Below are 19,414 nucleotides of genomic sequence, written 5' to 3' on the forward strand. Positions count from 1 at the left end.
CGCGGAGGTAGAGAGATACTTATCTCTCTACCTCCGCGCTCCGCTGCGTGGAACCTGCTAAATCTTGATGATAACGCCCTTTTTATACATCCCCCACAGCACCCCAAACCAAATCAGCACGCACACCAGCGCGCCCGCCAGGGAAGCATTTACCGGGCTGCAATAGGGCGTAAAAAAGGTATTATAGAGCCAGGCTTTAAGCGGTACTCCCTCGCCCACATGCACCGCATTAAGGGTTTTGGCCACGATGCCCGAGAGGAAGAATACGGTAATAGCATTCACGCCATACACCTGCCCGAAGGCGGTCCACCAGCCGCGGCGGCCCCGCACGTCGCAAAGCCAGTAGAGCAGCGCTAGGGTGGCCGTGGCGAGGCCGCCGGTGTAGAGCACGTAGGAGCTGGTCCAGAGGCTTTTGTTGATGGGGAACCACATATTCCAGATGAGGCCGGCCACAATGAGGCCGGTGGCGGCTACAAACAGCTGGGCCACCCGCACGGCCGGCTCCAGCTCGCGGCGCCGCAGGTATTGGCCCATCAGCATCCCGAGCAGGCCGGTGGCAATGGCCGGCAGCGTACCCAACAGCCCCTCGGGGTCCCAGGTGCGGCTCTGCTTCCAGAGGTGGGCTTCGCTGAACACGGCCCTATCGAGCCAGGCCCCAAGGTTGGTTTCGGGCTCCAGGTTGGCTGTCCCGAAACCGGGCACCGCCACCAGCTGCAGCAGCACGTTGTAGCCCACCAGCAGCGCAAGCAGCAGCCCGATTTGCTGGCGGCGACTGGTTTTCAGAAACAAGATACCGCAGGCCAGAAACACCCAAGAAATGCGGGCCAGCACCCCCGGAATTCGTACCGTATCAAACTCGAACTTCGGGTACAGCGCCATCAACAGCCCCAACCCGAACAGAATGCCTGCCCGCCGCAGCACCCGCAGCATGGCCGCGCCGTGGGTAGCCGGCTGCTGCCGGGCCGCCCCCAGCGCGTAGCTGATGCTGACGCCCACAATGAACAGGAAAAACGGGAAAATGAGGTCGGTTGGGGTGCAGCCGTGCCATTTGGCGTGTTCCAACGGGGCATAGATGTGGCCCCAGTCGCCGGGGTTGTTCACCAGAATCATGGCCGCCACCGTCAGCCCCCGAAACACGTCGAGCGAAATGAGGCGGGCGGGCTGCGAGGCCTCGGCCAGCGGCAGCGCGCCGGTGGTTTCGAGAGCGGCTTGGGTGGTGGCGGTGGTCATGTTTTTTGGCTGTTAGCTGTTAGCCGAAAGAACGTCATTCAGAGCGCAGCAAAGAATTTCGCGTGAACCATTGAGGTGTTGTTGCAACGGTTTGCGCGAGATTCTTCGCTGCGCTCTGAATGACGTTCTCTTTTGAGCGTTGAGCGGCTGAACGCCAGCTCTCAGCCCACAAATTAATTAGCCGGATCGGGGGGCGTATTACCGTTGTTTTCGCGCTCGATGCGCGGGTAAGGGTAGAAATTGCGGTTGCGCTCGGCCCCCGGCTGGCCCGGACCGGGCCGGCCGAAGCGGCGGCTGTCGCTGAGCCGGAAGCCCTGGAAGGCCAGCTCGACGTAGCGGTTACGCAGAATTTCGAGCAGAATAGCATCGGCTGTGAGCGGACCCGAATAAGCCGGCAGACCGGCCCCGAGCGGGTCGTTGGCAGTGGCCGTTTTGGTCAGCACTTTGTTCAGCTCGACGACAGCGTTGGCCAAATCGCCTTTGCGGGCGTAGGCTTCGGCCCGAATCAGCAGCATCTCGCCCGGCACGTACACCGGAATCGGAGCATCGTTGGCCGTGTAGAAACCCAGCCCGCGGTTCTGGGTGGGCAAGGGGGCAGCCCGCACCAGAAACGGAATCCGCCGGTCGCCGGGGGCCGGGGCCAGCGGCCCGCTCAGGCCCAGGTTCGCATCGGTGGGCTCGAAGATGTTGCGGTTGCCGAACACCACATCGAAGAGCGGGTTGCGGGCAATGTTGTTGAAGTTGAACACCGAGCGGCTGCTCAGATTTACGCGCCCGGCGGCGGCCAGGGCCTTGTCGTAGTCGCCGAGCACGAGGCTGTAGCGGGCGATGAGGGCCTGCAGGGTGTTGGTCAGGTCGATGCCGGGTACGATTTTGCCCCGGAATTCGGCCGAGACGGGCGCGGCAGCCAGCTGAGCGGCGGCAACCTCCAGCTGCGCGACGGCGCTGCGCAAGGCCTCCTCACGCGGCACGAAGGTGGCGTTTTCACCCGTCACCAGCGAAGTCTGCTCGAAAAACTGCGCGATGTCGCCCAGCGTCAGGGCTCGGAAAATGCTGGCGTAGGCCACGATGCCGCTGCGGGTGCCGGGGTCGGTGGCGTTGCTGGCGTTGGCCAGAATCAAATCGGCGTTAGCCCGCACCAGCTGCGAAGTGGTCCAGAGATTCCGCACCACGGCGTTGTCATTCACGATGCTGGCCCCGCCAACGGCCACATTGTTTTCATCGACGTTACCCTGGTTGAGAATGAACATCTCGCGGGTGCTCAGGCCGCTCAGGGCCACTTTGTTGTAGAGCACGCTCACCAGCCCACCAGTTGCGTAACGGGCCTGCAGGCCGTTGCTGAGCAGCGTCAGCCCCTCGGCCGAGCCGGTAGCCTGCTCCACGCTGACGGTGCTCGGATTAATATATTCCTTGTTGCAGCCGCCCAGTACGAGTGTACCGGCGACGAAAAACAGAACTAGATTTTTCATGGGAAGGGAGGGCTAAAAGGTGGCCGCCAGGCGGAGCTGATAGGTACGCGGAATGGGCACGTTGCCGAAGTCGATGGCCCGCAGCAAATCGGAGGAGCCGCCGGCACTGGTTTCGGGGTCGAAGCCCTTATAATTATCCCACGAAATCAGGTTGCGCCCCACCAGCGAGAGGTCGAGGGCGCTGATATACTTAGTGAACGTGGGCAGCCCGTAGTTGAGGGCCACTTCGCGCAGCTTCACAAACGAGCCGTCGTCGATGCGGAACTGCTGGGTGTTGTAGATGGCATAAATGTAGCCGCGGGGCAACTCGCCGCGCAACTCTTTCTCGGCCAAATCGCCCAGGCCCACGCCCTGGCGGGTACGGTAGTCGGCGTTGAACACATCTACGCCCTGCACGGCATCAAACAGCACCCGCAGGCCCAGCTTTTTGTAGGTGAAGCTGGTGGTGAACGAACCGGTCCAGTCGGGGTTGGGGTTGCCGATGAGGGCCTGGGCCACGGCCGTGCCAGGCCCGTAGCTGGGCTGGCCATCGGCCCCACGCGAGGGCACAAAGGTTGTGGAGCCCGTAACCTGACCAATGGTGCGCTCATCCTGCGGGAAGCCCTGGGCGTTGAGCAGCAGCGAGCCGTTGGGGTTGGTGGCGTAGGTCGAGCCGTAGAACACGCCGGCCGGCTGGCCCTGGAGCAGGTACACCGGAGCCCCGGCCGAGTTGGCGATGGTAATGGCCTGGATATTACCGTTCGAGCCGGGCAGTTCCGTTACCTTATTGCGGTTGCGGCTGAAGACGACCGTCATATCCCAGCTGAAATCGGCGGTGCGGATGGCCGTGCCGTTGAGCAACAGCTCCAGACCCCGGTTTTCCATCGTGCCCACGTTGTCGAGAATGGTCGAGCCGCCGGTGGTTGGGGCCAAGTTGCGCGGCACCACCAGGTCGGTGATGCGCTGGCGGTACAGCGTTGCGCTCAGGCTCAGCCGGTCGCCGAAGAAGCCCAGATCCACGCCGCCTTCCAGCTCGTTGAGGCGCTCGGGTCGCACGCTGTTGTTGGCCAGCTGCGCCGAGGGCACCAGTGCGCTGGCAACAAAAAGACCGGGATTAACCTGGTAGAACCGGTCGTAGGGGCCGATACCGTTCAGGTTGCCCGCGTCGCCGTAGCTGGCCCGCAGCTTGAAGGTGTTGAATTTCTGGGCGAAGGCCGCGTTCTTCCACAAACCGATATCCGACAGCACCAGCGAGCCGCTTACTTTGGGGTAGTACTGGTTGGTCTGGGAAGCCGAGAAGCGCGACGAGCCGTCGCGGCGGATGGCCCCGGTCAGGAAGGCCAGGTTGCGGTAGCCCACCGTGGCCTGCCCGTAAATACCATTCAGGTCGGACTGAGCCAGCGAGTAGTCGGCCGTTACGGTGGTCGGGGCGGCCCCGCGGATGGTGGTCACGAAGGGAGCCAGGAACTGTCCCTGCTGGGTGGCGAACGAGTTGCGCAGGTACTGGTAGTTGTAGCCGGCGCGCAGGTTGAGCTTGAAATCCTCCGAGAAATTGTACTCGTAGCCCAGGTTGATATCGGAGTTGAGGTTGATTTCAGTGTTGTTGGCATCGGAGGCAAACCCATCGGGGTAGCGGGCCGCCGGCAGGCCGGCCGCCGCTTGGTACGGGTAGGGCCGGATGTAGCCCTGGCCCACCTGCGAGTAGGCATCCACGCCCAGAATGTAGTCGAAGCTGAAGCCTTTGAACGGGGTCAGGTTTACTTGCAGGTCGCTGATGGTGCGGTTGGTAGCCTGCGTGAACTTCATGTCCTCGATGGTCGAGAGCGGATTGACGCGGGTGGGCTCCACGGCCAGCAGGTTGCCGTTGGCATCGCGCCGGCTGATGTCGTAGATGTTGTTGGTGATGTTGATGGCGTTGATGGGGCTGTAGAAGACGTTGCCGTTGGCTTTCTCGCTGGCCGAGCTGTTGATGTAGCTCACCCCGGCCGATATCTTGGCCCAGCTCGTCAGCCGCTGATCCACGCGGGCACGCAGGTTGTAGCGCTTGAAGTCGGTGTCTTTGATAATGCCGTTGTTGTTGAGGTAGCCCGCCGACACGAAGTATTGCGTCCGGTCGGAGCCGCCCGAAATCGAGACGCCGTTGTCGGTGCCGGAGGCGGTGCGGAAAATATCCTTGAAATAGTCGTAGCGCTGCACGTCGACGAGGTTGCTGGCCAGTTGGGCCGTGCCGTTGGCGCGCGTAATGCCCACGGTAGTAGTTCCGGGGTTGGCCGCAATCTGGGCCGCCGACACGCCCGAAATCGGGTACAACCGCAGGCCCTCGAAGCCGAACTGCTTACCAAACGTGTTCACCGGCACCGACTTGCGCAGCTCATTTATTTGGAAACTGGTGTATACCGACACCCGCGGGGCCCCGGCCTTGCCGCGTTTGGTGTTGATGATAACGACCCCGTTGGAGGCCCGCGAGCCGTAGATGGCAGCCGCGGCTGCGCCGTTGAGCACATTTAGGCTCTCGATGTCGTTGGGGTTGATATCGGCCAAGCGGTTCTGGCCGGGGTTGGCCGTCCCGATGTCGTTACTCAGCGCCCGTTGCGACACGTTGGTGCTCTGGTTGCTCACGATTACGCCGTCAATCACGTACAGTGGGTCGGAGGAGCCGGCCAGCGAGGTAATGCCGCGTAGCCGCACCGACATGGAACCGGAGGGGTCGCCCGAGTTCTGCACGATTTGCGCGCCGGCCACCTTGCCCTGCAAGGAGTTGAGCAGCTGCCCGCTACCCGTTTTCTGCAGCTGCGTGCCGTCGATGACGGTGATGGCGTTGCCCAGCTCGCGACGGTTCACGGCCACCGTCGAGCCGATTACGACTACATTATCGAGGCTCTGGCTGGCGGTGTTCAGTACCACGTCGGTACTGACCGAGGCATTACTGCCCAGCGTGATGGAGCGATTTTCACCTTGGTAGCCAATGGCAGAAAATACGAGTCGATAGGTGCCGGGGGCCAGGTTTACGGCCAGCCGGTAGTTGCCGTCGGCATCGGTCGAGGCCCCGAGGGTGGTGCCGCCAACCAATACCGTTACGCCCGGCAACGCCTGGCCGCGTTCATCGGTAATGCGGCCCTGCAGCGAAAAAGCCTGCGGGGTTTGAGCTAGGGCGGTACCCAGGGGCAGCGCGGCCAGCCCACCCAGTAGCATCAATGGTCGTATGCAAGAGTAGTGGTGGGGCATAGGAGGCAGGACTAAAGGATGAAACTGAAACAAACTGTGGGAATGTAGCAGAAATATTAGTCTTTTCTGTTGTAAGATTTTGCTAACTGCCAGCCGCCAGCTTCCTATTTTCTACTCAGAGCGCAACCGCACCAAAGCATCTGGCTCCCGTGTTCGGGCAGGGAAGGCTGGCCGCGGAGATGGGTAGTGCAGATGTGGCGCCCAACTTTCGGATACCTCGCTCGCCAACAGGGGCGCTCTATTCGCGTAACTCCTGCAAAGGGGCTTTTCGCGTTGGTAAAGTTGCGGAAAGGCAGTATTTATCGGGCAGGATAACTGGCCGCTATCGACAGTTTCAAACGCAGACCAATGCGCAGGAAGCGACAGCTGGCTTGGGCAATGTGGACACAGAAGCTGAAACACCACCCATTATACCTGCTTTCACGCTGGTCGTTTTTCGGCTTTATCAGTATCCTCGTTTACCGCTTTAGCAGGCCGATTGCGCTTTTTTTCGCACTTTGTACCGTTGCCGGCGGCATTTCTCCGCCCCGTTACGCCCAGCCCACTGGCTGTCGGCCACACCGGCCGCTGCTCCATTTCCCATCACTCTTCTCCCTGCACCATGCAAAAACTCTACTGGCTGGCCCCCGCGCTGGGGGCCGCGCTGGCCCTCCCGCCCCAGGCGGTTCGGGCCCAGACAACGGCGCAGCGCACCGTAACGGGCGTTGTAACGGCCGCCCTCGACCGCTCGCCGCTGCCCGGTGTAACGGTAATTGTGAAGGGCACCACCATTGGCGCTACCACCGATACTGAAGGACGCTTTTCGGTAACGGCTGCCCCGGGCAGTACACTCTCGTTCAGCTTTATCGGCTACACCACCCAGGAGCGGGCCGTGGATGCCGGCGACGGCCCTATCAGCATCGCGCTGAAGGAAAATACTACGGCCCTCAACGACGTGGTGATTACTGGCTACAACATTGCCCAGGAACGGCGCGACATTGTAACGGCGGTGCAGGAGGTGAAGGCCAAGGACATTATTGACTCGCGCCAGACCAACATCGTGAATGCGCTGCAGGGCAAGGTGGCGGGCGTCAATATCACCTCTTCGGGTGGCTCGCCGGGCGAGGGCGCGGCCATTGTTATCCGGGGCGGCACCTCGCTCGACGGCGACAACCAGCCGCTGTTCATCATCGACGGGATGATTATGGACAACTCGTCGTTTCAGGAAAGCACGGCACCCGGCGGAGGCTCGCAGTTCAATGGCCTGCTGGGCCGCTCGGTGGGCACGCCCAACCGCGCCGGCGACCTCAACCCCGAAGATATTGCCAGCATGACAGTGCTGAAAGGACCGGCCGCCGCCGCCCTTTACGGCCTGCGAGCTGCCAACGGCGCCGTGGTTATCACCACCAAGAAGGGCACCGCCGGCCGTACCACCATCAACTACCGCACGCAGTTTTCGGTGGATGAGGTGAACCGGCTACCCAGAACGCAGGATCAGTACCAGCAGGGCTCGAACGGGGTGTTCGACGCTACCACCCGCAACTCGTGGGGGCCGCGCTTCGCGCCGGGCCAGGCACAGTTCGACAACCTGCCCAACTTCTTTGATAAGGGCTATGCCTTCCAGAACTTCCTGAATATGTCGGGCGGCACCGAGAAGGCTACGTTCTTCGTGTCGGCCTCGCGCCTCGACCAGACTGGCGTAACGCCCGAAAACAAGTACGACAAAACCACGGTGCGCCTCTCGGGCACGGCTCAGCTTTCGCCCAAGTTCAACGTAACGGGCTCGGCCCAGTACCTGAACTCGGGCGGGCGGCGCACCCTGCAGGGCCCGGGGCTGTTTGGCTCGCAGGGCGGCTTTCTGCTGAGTTTGCTTAACTGGCCCCAGAATGATGACGCCCGCGTTTACCTCAACGCCGACGGCAGCCGCCGCCGCCTGCTGCCGCCCAACAACGGCACCGACGTCGACGCGGACAACCCTTACTGGTCGGCCATCTATAACCCCCAGACTGACCGCACCAACCGCTTTCTGGGCAACACCCAGCTCAGCTTCAAGGTACTGCCCTTCCTGACGGTAAGCCACAACATCGGTACCGACCTGGCCACCACCCACTCGACTTCGGTGCGGGCGGTGGGCACCTCGCAGGTGGGCAACCAGAACGGCGGCATTTCCGAAACCGTGGACCTCAACCGGCTGATTACGGCCACTACCCTGGCCTCGTTCCAGCACACGTTCAGCGAAAACCTGCGCGGCTCGCTGATTCTGGGTAACACCATCGAGCAGAGCCGCAGCGAGGCGGTGGACTACATCGGTCTGATTTTCTAGAACCCCACCTTCGTAAGCATCAACAACACGGTAAACCGAAATGCCTTACAACGGGTGAGCACCCGGCGGCTGGTGGGCAACTTCGCTCAGCTCAGCACCACGCTTTTCGACCAAGTGATTGTGGAGCTGCAGGGCCGCTACGACAAATCGTCGACGCTGCCGCGGCCCGAAGAGGGCAAAGTGTTCGGCAAGGGCTTTGGCTACGGCTCGGCCGCGCTGGGCTACGAGTTTACCCGCACGCTGGGCCTGGAGCAGAACAGCATCCTCAACTACGGCAAGCTGCGGGCCTCGGTGGCCCAGGTGGGCCGCGACACCGGCCCATACCGGGTACTGTCGCCGCTCACGAGCAACACCTACATCGGGGGCGGCTTCCGCAACGACTTCTTCGGCTCCAACCCGATACTCAAGCCCGAACAAACCCGCTCCTACGAGGCCGGGGTTAACCTGCAGTTCTTCCAGAACCGCCTGGGCTTCGATTTCAACTACTATTTCTCGCGCACCAAAGACCAGCTGATTGCCCCGCGCGTAAGCCAGGCCACGGGCTTTATTCTGCAGTACATCAACGGCGGAGTAGTAACCAACGAGGGCCAGGAAATCACGCTCAGCGGCACGCCTATCCGCTCGGATTCGGGCTTTGGCTGGGATATTCTGGCCAACTTCTACCACAACACCAACCGTACCGAGTCGCTGCCCTCCCCGCTGACGGTGGTGTTCCAGTCGGATGCCTTTATTACCAACGTGCACCAGGGCGGCGCTTTTGTGGGCCGGCCCATTACGGGCATTGCCGCCTACGATTTCCAGCGCGTCACGAACCCCGAAAGTCCCGACTTCGGCAAGATGCTCATCAACCCCACCACCGGTTACCCTATTCCGGGCAATACGTTTACTTACGTTGGCAACCGGGCCCCGCGCTTCACCACCCAGGTTACCAACACGTTCAGCTACAAAGGTTTGGGGCTGAGCTTCCTGCTCGATTTCCGGGTGGGCGGCAAAGTAGTGAACGGCAACGACCTGTATAGCACCGTTACAGGCACCGGCCCGCGCACCACCGAGCGCTACAAGGAGGTGGTATTCGATGGCGTGGTGACCAATGCCGACGGCAGCTACTCGCCCAACGCTCGTCCTGTCGAACTGACCCAGGGCTACTACCAGAACATTCTGGGCGCTGTGGGTACGCCCTTTATTGAGGACGCTTCCTGGACGCGCCTGCGCTACGCCACGCTCAGCTACGCGCTGCCAGCCGCGCTGCTGGAGCGCACCGGCGTTATCAAGGGGCTGGAGCTGAACGTAACCGGCCGCAACCTGCTGCTGCTGACCAAGTACACCGGGGCTGACCCCGAAACGGCGGCCTCCGGCTCGGGCGTACGCGGTGGTGGCTCCAACGGCTTCGACTACGGCAACGTGCCCGCCACCCGCGGCGTGGACATGGGCCTGCGCGTTACTTTCTAATGATAAGCTGCTAGCTATTAGCTGATGGCGATTAGCTTTTTGTACTCACAGAAAGCACCGCCAACCAGCCAGCAGCTAACTACTATCAGACAACAGCTTAACTACACGACAATGAAAAAATATCTTCTGTTTCTGGGGCTGCTCGTGGGTGGAACCGGGGCCCTGAGCTCGTGCGAGAGTTTTCTCGACGTGAACGACAACCCCAACAACCCCTCCGAGGCCACGCCTAACTTCCTGCTGCCCAACATCATCGCCAACGGCATTCAAACGCAGATGTTCACTAGTCTGCGCACGCCTTATATCGAGCAGTACATCGTGAGCCGCACCGTGAACAGCGGCGGCAACGACCAGTACCGCTTCACCAACGCTCAGAGCACCAACACGTTCAACTACTCCTACTTTCAGTCGGGCGGCAACATTCCGCCCATGATAAAGGCAGCGCAGGCCGAGGGCTCGGTGTACTACGTGGGCGCGGGCAAGATCATGCAGGCCCTGATTCTGGCCCACCTCACCGACATGATGGGTGACGTGCCCTACTCCGAAGCCTACCAGGGCGGGGCCAACTACAAGCCCAAGTACGACTCGCAGGAGCAGCTGTACGCTTCCATCAACCAGCTGCTCGACGAGGGCATTGTGGAGATGAGCAAGCCCGCAAGCGAAAACACGCGGCCGCTTTACAGCACCTCGCCCAGCGAGAGTGGCGACATTTTGTACAAAGGTGACCCGGCTAAGTGGGTTCGGCTGGCCTACTCGCTTAAGGCGCGGCAGCTCAACCACCTCACCAAGAAAGCCAGCTACGACCCCAACGCCGTGCTGGCTCTGGTTGATAAGGGTTTCAAGGCCACGACCGACGATGCCCAGCTGCAGTTCCAGGCGGCGGTGGCGCCCCTGGTCAACTCCACCAACATCTTCGGCACCACGCGCTCCAACTTTGGCACGGCCACGTTCTCAAATAACTTCCTCGACTACCTCGATGGCACCACGTTTCCGGGTGTAACCGACCCGCGCTTCGGCATTATGGCCCCCACCACGAGCACCGGGGCCGCTCCCGGCGCCGGTACGCCTGCCGGCACCAACCTCACGCCGGGCAGCACGCTCACCGATTTCTACGCCAGCTGGTACGCCCGCGACCTGGGCTACTTCGAGGTTATCACCTACCACGAGCTCAAATTCATCGAGGCCGAGGCTGCCTTTAAAGCCGGCAACAAAGCCCGGGCCCTGACGGCTTACAAGGAGGGAATTCGGGCACACATGGCCAAAATTGGCGTGGGCGGCACTTTTGCCGCGCCGGCCGTTACGTTCCCCGTTATCACGCCGGCCCAGATTACGGCTTACCTGAACAGCGCCGCCGTGGCCCAGACGGCCGAGCAGCTGGCCTCGCCTACCAACCCCGCCGTGCCCCGCGCCATCATGGAGCAGAAGTACATTGCCATGTTCCTCAACCCCGAGTCCTGGACCGATATGCGGCGCTATGATTTCAGCTCCGCCGTGTACGTGAACTTCCAGTACCCGACCGGCAATAGCGTAAACGCCGACCTGTCGGGCAACGCTGACCCCAAGCTGCGCTTCCCGCGCCGCCTGCTGCCGGGTGCCACCGAAACCCTGTACAACCCCGAGGAAGTGGCCCGCCAGTTCGCCGAAGCCGGCGCCACCACCAACGACGACTACATCGGTAAGCCCCTGTGGTTCGACCGGCCTTAAAGAAATGGTCAGGCTACTTGTCATGCTGAGCTTGCTGAAGCATCTCTACCGCTTCGCAGCAGTCATTCAACGAAGCGGTAGAGATGCTTCGGCAAGCTCAGCATGACGGTGCTTTACCCCGTTCTCCCCATCCTCTCTTCGACTTTTTTCCCTTTTGATATGAACCCTACGCCCTTGTTTTCCCGCCCGGCCCGGCTGCTGCCGCTGGCGGCGGTGCTGCTGCTGCTGAGCAGCTGCGAGAAGGAGCTGGATACGTACTACTCCGAAGTCGGGCCCCAGTTCCCCACCTTCTCCACCAACGCCCTGGGCACGGCCAGCAAATACGCTACCGGCGAGGTAGTGCCGTTCGAGTTGCGCTTTGCCCCCCAAACCGACCCGCTCAAGGAAATCCGGATTTACCAGAAAATAGAGCCCGGCCGCGACTCGACGCTGGTGACCACGATTCCGTACAAAGCGTCCTTCTCGCGCATCCGGCAGGCCGATACACTGGTCGTAAACTACGTGGTGCCGGCCGGTGCCAACAAAGCCAACGTGAAGGTGGATGCCCTGCTGGTGAGTGCCAACGGCCAGATCAAGGGCCGTAACTTCAGCTTTCGGCTGGCCGAAGCCACACCTACCGTCCGCCTCACTGCCCCGGCCAACGTAACCCTGCCGGCCGGTGCACCACCCGCTCCCGGCGACGTGGTGCGCTTTCCGGTAGTCATCAACGAGGGCGGCATCAATACGGCCTCCTCCTTCACGGCCACCGGTATTCTCTACAAGGATATCGACAGCCTGATTACCTATGTGAAGGTGGGTACGGCCGCCGAGCGGCGCTTTGCCCGCCAGCGCGTGCCGGTAGCTGGCACCCAAAGCGGCGCGGCCACCACTGTAAACGTCGATGTCGCGCTACCGGCCGGCAGTGCGGGCCAGCCGGTGGTATTCCGCTTCGAAGCCAAGAGCCGCTTCCTGAGCGTGCCCCCGAGCACCCGTTCGGCCACGGCTACGGCCACCGCCCTCACGCCCGTGGCGGCTACGTCCCTGGCCGCACCGCGCACCGCCACGCTTAGCTACACCGGCACCGCCGGCGGCGACCTGGCCGCCTTCGACCTGACGACCTTCGCGCCGGTAGCCGCCACCGCGCCCGTTACGACCAAGGATGTAGCCATCACCAGCACGACCGGCAATGCCGTACGCCTGCAGGCCCTCAACACGACGAGGTTTGTGCGCGTAGCCACCGGCGGCGCGGCGGCTTACACCAACGCCACGCTCAATAGCATCCGCCAAACCTACCAGAGCGCGGCCACCGCCAGCCAAGTGGCCCAGTTCGATAACGTGCTCGTCGGCGACGTCATCATCGCCCGCCTGCGTGGCCTCGACCAGTACGCCATCTTCACCGTCACCGGCCTCAACCGCACTTCCACCACCGACGTGGCGCTGACGCTGGCTATAAAGACGCTGTAGGTTTTTTGTTAGCTGTTTTACCCGAAACCGCCCCGACTCGTTTGAGCCGGGGCGGTTTTTATTTTGGGCGATTCTAACGTACCCGGTTCAAACTCACAGTGAGTTTCAGGCTGGTATATGGGTGTAGAAACGCAACATCTTGCGTCTCGTCGTTGAACGGCTTGGGAGCGCACCATTCAATGGCTTCGTTCAACAATGAGACTCGACACCAGTTCTATATGTGCGCTACTTCTACCAGGGTTTAAGCACGGTTCACCAGACCGAAAGCTATCAGCTAATAGCTAAACCCAAGCTACCGTCGGCCGCCGAAGATTCGCTCGAAGAAGCCGCCGCGCTTTTTGGTTTTGGTCTTCACTTTGATTTTGGTGGGTGCCGAAGTGCCTGGGACGGGCCGCGCAACGGGCGGACGCGGAGCCGGGGGTTCGGTGGCCGGCTGGGGCGTAGGCGGCGTTACGGGCTCCGGTGCGGGGGCCGGTGCCAGAACTGGCTCGGGTGGGGCCTGGGCGACGATTATTTCGGCGGCGCGGCCGGTGGTGCGCACCCACACCGGGCGGCTCTCGTTGTGCAGACGGTCGAGGGAGGTGAGGTAGTAGGCGTAGGCCTCGCCGGGGCGGGCGGTGGTGTCGGCGAAGATGAGGCCGGTGACGGGGCCGGGGCGCACCAGGGCCAGCAGGTTGCGTGGGTCGTCGGGGCGGGGCGTTTGGTCGGGTGTGAAGCGGTAGAGGGCGTAGTAGGAAGCCTGGTCGCCGTCGGGGGCGGGCGGGGCGGGTTGCCAGGTGAGGACGTTGGCGGCGGGGCTGGCCGTGAGGGTCAGGCGCTGGGGCGGCAGCGGCGGCACGGCGTCAATCCAGGGCATGGTGGGCGGCAGGGCCGGGTAGCGGAACTCGTGCTGGCGCAACGAATCGGTGGTGCGCAGCGGATTGGCCATGAGCGACTTCGAGCTGAAGAACACGCTGCCCTGCAGCTCGGCCGGGAAGGTGCGGTTCAGGCGAATCTGCCGGGGCAGCTCGCGCGGGTTGCGCCACACGGTGTCGGCCTTGGTGTTTTCGAGCATGCGGTAGGCGCCGTGGCCGATGTACACGTGGCGGCCGTTGGCGTTGCGGGCCCACCATTCCACCAGCGTGGGGTAGCGGGCCACCGCGAAGCCGGTGCTCCAGTACAGCTGGGGCAGCACGTAATCCACCCAGCCCTGGCGGGTCCATTCCAGCGCGTCGGCATACAGGCCGTCGTAGCCCTCGAAGGCGCGGGTGTCGGAACCGTTGGGGTCGGTGCGCTGGTTGCGCCACACGCCGAAGGGCGAGATACCAAACTTCACCCAGCGCTTGGTGCTGCTAATGGATTCGTGCAGGTCGCGGATGAGCAGGTTCACATTCTGGCGGCGCCAGTCGGCCAGCTTGAGGTTATCGGGGTTGTAGCGGGCGAAGGCATCCTGGTCCTCAATCACCTTTTTAGCCTCCGGATAGGGGTAGAAATAGTCGTCGAAATGCACCCCGTCGATGTCGTAACGACGCACCACGTCCAGAATTACGCGATTGATGTAGGCGCGCACTTCGGGCAGGCCGGGGTTGTAGAGCAGCTTGCCCGAGTAGCGCAGAAACCACTCCGGATGCTGCCGGTACGGATGGTTGGGCGCGAGCCGGCGCGTGAGCGTGTCCATGGTGGCCCGGTAGGGGTTGAACCAGGCATGGAACTCCATGCCGCGGTTGTGGGCCTCCTCAATCAGGAAGGGCAGCGGGTCGTAGTAGGGCGCGGGGGCCTTGCCCTGGGTGCCGGTCAGCCACTTGCTCCAGGGTTCCAGTTCGCTGGCGTAAAAGGCATCCGAAGCGGGCCGCACCTGCACAAATACGGCGTTGATGCCGGTGCGCTGGTGGTCGTCGAGGATGCGGCGGTACTCGCGGCGCTGCTGCTCAGGGCTCAGGTTGCGGCTGCTGGGCCAGTCGATATTCTCGACGGTGGCAATCCAGACGCCCCGCAATTCCCGTTTGGGCGGCACTGCCTCCTGGGCCCGCCCCACGTGGGGCAGACCAATCAGCAGACAGGCAATCAGCAACAGGACAAACGGCGGGCGGGCGGCGGCAGGCAGTACGAGCATTGCCGCAAATTTAGTCCTAAAAAGCCGAGCCAGGCCTACGGCGGGCCACAATTACCCGGTTCGGGAGGCGGCCTGCCACCCGAAAAGCCACCCAGCGGGTCCGCATCCAGATCTAAGCTAGACGTGCTTATGCGGCCTTCAGCTTTATCAGGGCCTCGGCTTCGGGCTCCTCCACCCACACATCGACCCCTTCAATGGTGAAGATGCAGTACGCATTGCTGAACCACGAGGCCTTGTGGCGCGATACGAGCTCCAAGCTGTCGGCCGGCAGAAAGAGGATGGCTTTATCGAGGGCGAAAGAATCACGCTGCAAATAGAGGCCGCCATGCTGCACGGCTACCTTCATCGTGTTTTTGTACATCATGGCCCCCACCCGGGCCGAGCTACTCTGCCAGCGCAGCTCCATCGGCTCGCCCAGCATACTATGGCGGACTGCCAAATCGCCCCAGCCACCACCAAAGATGGACATACGTAACCGGCGGAAGACGAAGCGAAGTCCTAAAAAGATGAAAAACAGGAAAACGATGTTTACGAAAATGGCGAGGTAATCCTCCGGCATGGGGGCTTGTGTTTTACACCTTGTTGAAACTCCCAAAATGCGGTATCTGACCAGCTGTAGAGACGTCTTCCACCGACTGTTCCAGACCAACGCGAAGCTACAAAACTGTCCTAAGCCCTGCGGCCGGCTTCAGGGCTTCACAACCAGATTATCCTGCACAATTTCGAAGCCGCGCTTACTAACGGCCCAGGCCACTGGTTCATCCTGCTGGGTGAAGCGGATGTTTTCCATTAGTACCCAAAATGTACCGGCCCGGGCCAAAAGCACCTGCCGCTCCTGGGCCGGAGTGTCGGCGGCCACGTTGGTTTGCGGGCTCAGGGCGGTGAAGACCTCATCAAAAGAGCCGAATTTGGGCGCCGGGACCAGTTGGGCGGGAGCAAACGTGAGGTGGTCGGCTTGCTGGTAGCCCAAGCGGTTTTCATCCTCCAGCTGGCGCATCTCGACCTCGCTCTGCCCGGCTGTAAGCATTAGGTTAACCAGGCCGATGCGGCGACCGACCAGATCTTTAGTGAGCTTGACCTGGTAGAAGTGCTCGTCGCTGAGGGGGCTGTTCTGTTGATGCCACGACAATGGGAATACGGTCGAGAGCTTCGCCGGTACAGTTTGCACCAGCGTGCGCAGCTGCTCGGCATAGTCCCACTCGGTGGGGTGCATGAGCTTGAAATTGCTGACGGCCATGAAAAAGACGTTGGCCATGTCAGGGGTATAGTTAGCTTCGGGCGTACTGGCCTGCACCACGAAAAAGTGGGCTCCGCCAATTTCTGCCCAGTTCTTGAGCACCAGCCAGCGGGAGATACGCCGCGCCCCCGCTGGCCCCCCAATCGTCAGCACATCGGGCACCGCTCCACCCGGCTGCGCAATGTGCCGCTCGTGCACTACGTGCTCCTTCTGCGAATGCAGGGACATCGTCAGCCAGTCGCTGGGCGATATTTCCTGCGATATGTATGCCAGATACACTTTAATATTGGCTTCGGGCCCCGTCGTAGCCTTCACCTCCGTGCGTAGCCCGAAGGGATTTTTCGGCGTAATAAGTTGTCGCTCGCCCCGTACCTGCCCCCAGCTCAGGGGCATTGTAATCCCGAAATGCATGGCCGGATTCGGGTCTTGCTCCACATCAAGCACCCCAAACAGCTTCGGAATCTCCTCCTTGGCATACGGTAACTGGACGGGAAACGGGAGGGTTGAAGGAGCACCAGAAGAGTTCATGGTCGGACTAGCGGGGGTGGTACTGGATGCGGGGGTGGACTCGCAGCCTGATAAGGCAATAAACAGGATCAACCCAACTAGCCCCAAGCGTCTAACTAGAGACGGATATACGGTGCGGAAAAATCTGGTAGTAGAACTCATTCAAACGAGGCGCAGGATGATGTACGGATAGCCAGCCAAAGCTAAGTAAAGCGGTTGCAAACTCCGCATGCAGTATTTCTATGCCAGCCATCATAGCCAAATAGGCCGCCATCAACGGCAAACGCCCGGTGGTGTTGGGGCAAAACAACCAGCACAGCCTACTAAAACCGGAACCAAAACCACAGATTCTTCTTGTGTGGAGCTACTTCAGCAACTCGTGCAACATGGTCTGCCCAAAGAAGACCCGGACACGCCCGTTGCGCTTCAGAATACTGCTGACTTTGCCCGTTTGCGGGACGATGCTTTTAATGGCTTTATAGCCAATGCAGGATTAAGAAGTATCCTGGTAAGCGGACCCACAGCGGTTTCTCGAACCGTAGACCCAGGATGAAGAGACGCATCTTTACGTCTTGTCGTCCGCGCCGTTGGTCCGTTATCGTTCAACGAGAAGACGCAAATATGCGTCTCTACACCCTGCTGGACACACCGTTTGCGAAGCCGCTTTAGGGCATCAGTAGCACATCTACCTATTAGCAATGGCCCAAAAAAAAGCCTGGTCGCCGTTGAGGCAACCAGGCTTTTTTTATGAAATGCGGTAGCCCGCATGCCACGCAGTTAGTCGTTGGCTTTCACTTTCTTCTTGGTCTTGTTCTTCTTGTCTTTCACCTTCACGTCGGCCGGCATCGTAGTGACGTCCGTCATGGGGGCTACAGTGGTTGCCGACTGCGTTTCTACGGTGGTAGTGGTGGCAGGTGCGGTAGTGGTGGTCGAGTTCATCACACCCGTGGCCGGGTCCGTCTGGGTGGTCGTGCTTTGCTGGGGCGTGGTGGTGGTTGTGGTAGTGTTGGTGGTTTGTGCGTTAGCAGCAACAGCACCAAACACGAATACAGCGGCGAGAACAAATAGCTTTTTCATAGTCAGGAAAGAAAGGAATTGGGTGAGAATTTCGAAGCAACCGGACGGTTATTTCGAATTTAGGACTTCAACGCATTCATTCGCCCATAGTTGTATTTTACCTGAATTATATACTTTATTTAAGAAGCTCGTGTAGCACCGTTTGCATAGCAAACGTGCGGTTGCCGGCTTCCTGGATGATGAGCGAGTTGGGCGAATCAAGCACGGCATCCGACACTTCCACGTTGCGGCGCACGGGCAGGCAGTGCAGGAATCGGGCGTCGTTGGTACCGGCCATGTGGGCGGGCGTCAGCATCCAGCTGGGGTCGGTGCTGAGCACGTTGCCATAGTCGTGGTAGCTGCTCCAGTTTTTGGCCTGCACGAAGTCGGCGCCGGCCAAGGCCTTGTGCTGGTCGTACTCGATGCGGGCGCCGCGGGTGAACTTGGGGTCCAGCTCGTAGCCTTCAGGGTGGGTGATGACGAGGTCTACCCAGTCGATGTCGGTGAACCAGTCGCAGAACGAGTTGGGCACGCACTGGGGCAGGGCGCGCACGTGCGGGGCCCAGGTGAGCACCACTTTCACGCGCTCCTTCTGCTTGGTTTCGGCCACCGTCAGCAGGTCAGTGAAGCTTTGCAGCGGGTGCAGCGTGGCGCTTTCGAGGCTGATGACGGGCACCGTGGCGTAACTGAGAATCTTGTTGAAGAAGACCTCGCTGTAATCGGCTTCCTTATCGGTGAGCGTGGGGAAAGTGCGCACGCCCAGCACGTCGCAGTACTGGCTCATCACGGCAATGGCCTCCTTGATGTGTTCCTGGGTCGAGCCGTCCATCACGGCACCATCGGCCGTTTCCAGCGTCCAGGAGTCGGTACCGGCGTTCAGCACCCACACCTGGGCCCCGAGGTTGTAGGCCGCCTTCACCGAGCTAAGCCGGGTGCGCAGGCTGGGGTTGAAGAAGATGAGGCCTACCGTTTTGTTGCGCCCGACTTCCTGGTAACCAAACGGGTTGGCTTTGATTTCGAGGGCCTGCTGCAACAGAACTTTATAGTCGCCCGCATCGGCGAAGGAAGTGAAGTTTTTCATTTGAGCATGTTAATCACAGTAGCAAACTGTGATTTGGCAGTCGGAGTAACGACCTTATGGACAATTATTTACCTTGGCAGTTAATCGTGCTGACCTCCTCCCAATAGCTGGACCGCCCAAAACTAGAGGCTCAGGCGTTTTGAAGCTCGACTGTAACAGCGACTGCCATTACTTGATTGGGCGTTAAATTCTGGAGCGAACTGTGGGGTCGAAAGCCGTTGTACTCCTGCCGCCACTGCTCGATTTTCTCCTGCGCGTCGGTCAGCGACAGGAACCAATGCACGTTCAAACACTCATCCCGGAAGCTACCGTTGAATGACTCAATATAGGGGTTATCCGTCGGTTTGCCGGGCCGCGAGAAGTCCAGTGTGACCTGCTGCTCGTAGGCCCATTTATCCAGCGCCTTGCTGATGAACTCGCTGCCGTTGTCGACCTGGATGCGTTCTGGTACGACGCCCAGCGTTTGCTGCAAGTGACTCATTACGGCCACCACGTCTTCTCCTTTCAGCGACTGCCCGACGTGAATGGCCAGGCACTGGCGACTAAAATTATCGACTATTGTTAAGGCCCGGATCTTGCGCCCATCGAAGAGCTGATCGGCTACGAAATCCATGCTCCAGCTCTGATGCGGCCGCTGCAATTC

Annotated in this window: 13 protein-coding genes; 4 read left to right on the forward strand and 9 right to left on the reverse strand. The window is 61.0% G+C overall.

Going from position 1 to position 19,414, the window contains the following annotated elements:
• Window positions 1-57: 57 nt before the first annotated feature.
• From D0N36_RS06250 to D0N36_RS06260, 3 genes are all read right to left on the reverse strand, one after another.
• Entirely contained in the window at window positions 58-1,230 is a 1,173-nt protein-coding gene (locus D0N36_RS06250; RefSeq protein ID WP_116940549.1) for an acyltransferase family protein, read from the reverse strand.
• 173 nt (window positions 1,231-1,403) lie between these two features.
• On the reverse strand, window positions 1,404-2,699 hold the full coding sequence (locus D0N36_RS06255) for a RagB/SusD family nutrient uptake outer membrane protein (RefSeq protein WP_116940550.1): 1,296 nt from the start codon (window positions 2,697-2,699) through the stop codon (window positions 1,404-1,406).
• Window positions 2,700-2,711: 12 nt separating this feature from the next.
• A complete protein-coding gene (locus D0N36_RS06260) occupies window positions 2,712-5,870 on the reverse strand; it encodes a SusC/RagA family TonB-linked outer membrane protein (RefSeq protein WP_116940551.1) in 3,159 nt (1,052 codons plus the stop codon).
• Between the two features lie 634 nt (window positions 5,871-6,504).
• Between D0N36_RS06260 and D0N36_RS06265 the strand changes: the two genes are divergently transcribed.
• The 4 genes from D0N36_RS06265 (at window position 6,505) to D0N36_RS06280 (ending at window position 12,798) form a co-directional block, all read left to right on the forward strand.
• Window positions 6,505-8,205 carry a SusC/RagA family TonB-linked outer membrane protein gene (locus tag D0N36_RS06265; RefSeq protein WP_199798311.1) on the forward strand — a complete coding sequence of 567 codons (1,701 nt, stop codon included), beginning with the start codon at window positions 6,505-6,507 and terminating at the stop codon, window positions 8,203-8,205.
• An 18-nt stretch (window positions 8,206-8,223) separates the two neighbouring features.
• Window positions 8,224-9,654, forward strand: a complete 1,431-nt coding sequence (locus D0N36_RS06270) for a TonB-dependent receptor domain-containing protein (RefSeq protein WP_262895302.1) — start codon at window positions 8,224-8,226, stop codon at window positions 9,652-9,654.
• A gap of 111 nt (window positions 9,655-9,765) precedes the next feature.
• Window positions 9,766-11,355, forward strand: coding sequence for a SusD/RagB family nutrient-binding outer membrane lipoprotein (locus tag D0N36_RS06275; RefSeq protein WP_190242546.1), 1,590 nt, complete (start codon window positions 9,766-9,768; stop codon window positions 11,353-11,355).
• A gap of 159 nt (window positions 11,356-11,514) precedes the next feature.
• Complete coding sequence (locus D0N36_RS06280) at window positions 11,515-12,798, forward strand: hypothetical protein (RefSeq protein WP_116940553.1); 1,284 nt, start codon at window positions 11,515-11,517, stop codon at window positions 12,796-12,798.
• 292 nt (window positions 12,799-13,090) lie between these two features.
• Here D0N36_RS06280 and D0N36_RS06285 read toward each other — a convergent pair whose 3' ends face one another.
• The 6 genes from D0N36_RS06285 to D0N36_RS06315 all read right to left on the reverse strand — a co-directional run.
• Window positions 13,091-14,890, reverse strand: coding sequence for a glycoside hydrolase family 10 protein (locus tag D0N36_RS06285; protein WP_116940554.1), 1,800 nt, complete (start codon window positions 14,888-14,890; stop codon window positions 13,091-13,093).
• A gap of 127 nt (window positions 14,891-15,017) precedes the next feature.
• Window positions 15,018-15,359, reverse strand: a complete 342-nt coding sequence (locus D0N36_RS06290) for a hypothetical protein (RefSeq protein ID WP_147320769.1) — start codon at window positions 15,357-15,359, stop codon at window positions 15,018-15,020.
• Between the two features lie 219 nt (window positions 15,360-15,578).
• On the reverse strand, window positions 15,579-16,655 hold the full coding sequence (locus tag D0N36_RS06295) for a hypothetical protein (protein WP_147320770.1): 1,077 nt from the start codon (window positions 16,653-16,655) through the stop codon (window positions 15,579-15,581).
• A gap of 756 nt (window positions 16,656-17,411) precedes the next feature.
• Entirely contained in the window at window positions 17,412-17,711 is a 300-nt protein-coding gene (locus D0N36_RS06305; RefSeq protein WP_116940557.1) for a hypothetical protein, read from the reverse strand.
• 115 nt (window positions 17,712-17,826) lie between these two features.
• On the reverse strand, window positions 17,827-18,771 hold the full coding sequence (locus D0N36_RS06310) for a Rossmann-fold NAD(P)-binding domain-containing protein (protein ID WP_116940558.1): 945 nt from the start codon (window positions 18,769-18,771) through the stop codon (window positions 17,827-17,829).
• Window positions 18,772-18,901: 130 nt separating this feature from the next.
• Window positions 18,902-19,414 (reverse strand): IS3 family transposase (locus D0N36_RS06315; RefSeq protein ID WP_116940564.1); only part of this gene is annotated, 513 nt, incomplete at its 5' end.

The sequence above is a fragment of the Hymenobacter lapidiphilus genome (genome assembly GCF_003417065.2).
Taxonomy (GTDB): domain Bacteria; phylum Bacteroidota; class Bacteroidia; order Cytophagales; family Hymenobacteraceae; genus Hymenobacter.

Excerpts from the sequence above, each read along its gene's own strand:
- D0N36_RS06265 (WP_199798311.1), top strand. The coding sequence starts at position 6,505 with ATGCAAAAACTCTACTGGCTGGCCCCCGCGCTGGGGGCCGCGCTGGCC.
- D0N36_RS06250 (WP_116940549.1), bottom strand. The coding sequence starts at position 1,230 with ATGACCACCGCCACCACCCAAGCCGCTCTCGAAACCACCGGCGCGCTG.
- D0N36_RS06275 (WP_190242546.1), top strand. The coding sequence starts at position 9,766 with ATGAAAAAATATCTTCTGTTTCTGGGGCTGCTCGTGGGTGGAACCGGG.
- D0N36_RS06260 (WP_116940551.1), bottom strand. The coding sequence starts at position 5,870 with ATGCTACTGGGTGGGCTGGCCGCGCTGCCCCTGGGTACCGCCCTAGCT.
- D0N36_RS06310 (WP_116940558.1), bottom strand. The coding sequence starts at position 18,771 with ATGAAAAACTTCACTTCCTTCGCCGATGCGGGCGACTATAAAGTTCTG.
- D0N36_RS06285 (WP_116940554.1), bottom strand. The coding sequence starts at position 14,890 with ATGCTCGTACTGCCTGCCGCCGCCCGCCCGCCGTTTGTCCTGTTGCTG.
- D0N36_RS06290 (WP_147320769.1), bottom strand. The coding sequence starts at position 15,359 with ATGTCCATCTTTGGTGGTGGCTGGGGCGATTTGGCAGTCCGCCATAGT.
- D0N36_RS06255 (WP_116940550.1), bottom strand. The coding sequence starts at position 2,699 with ATGAAAAATCTAGTTCTGTTTTTCGTCGCCGGTACACTCGTACTGGGC.
- D0N36_RS06280 (WP_116940553.1), top strand. The coding sequence starts at position 11,515 with ATGAACCCTACGCCCTTGTTTTCCCGCCCGGCCCGGCTGCTGCCGCTG.
- D0N36_RS06295 (WP_147320770.1), bottom strand. The coding sequence starts at position 16,655 with ATGAACTCTTCTGGTGCTCCTTCAACCCTCCCGTTTCCCGTCCAGTTA.
- D0N36_RS06305 (WP_116940557.1), bottom strand. The coding sequence starts at position 17,711 with ATGAAAAAGCTATTTGTTCTCGCCGCTGTATTCGTGTTTGGTGCTGTT.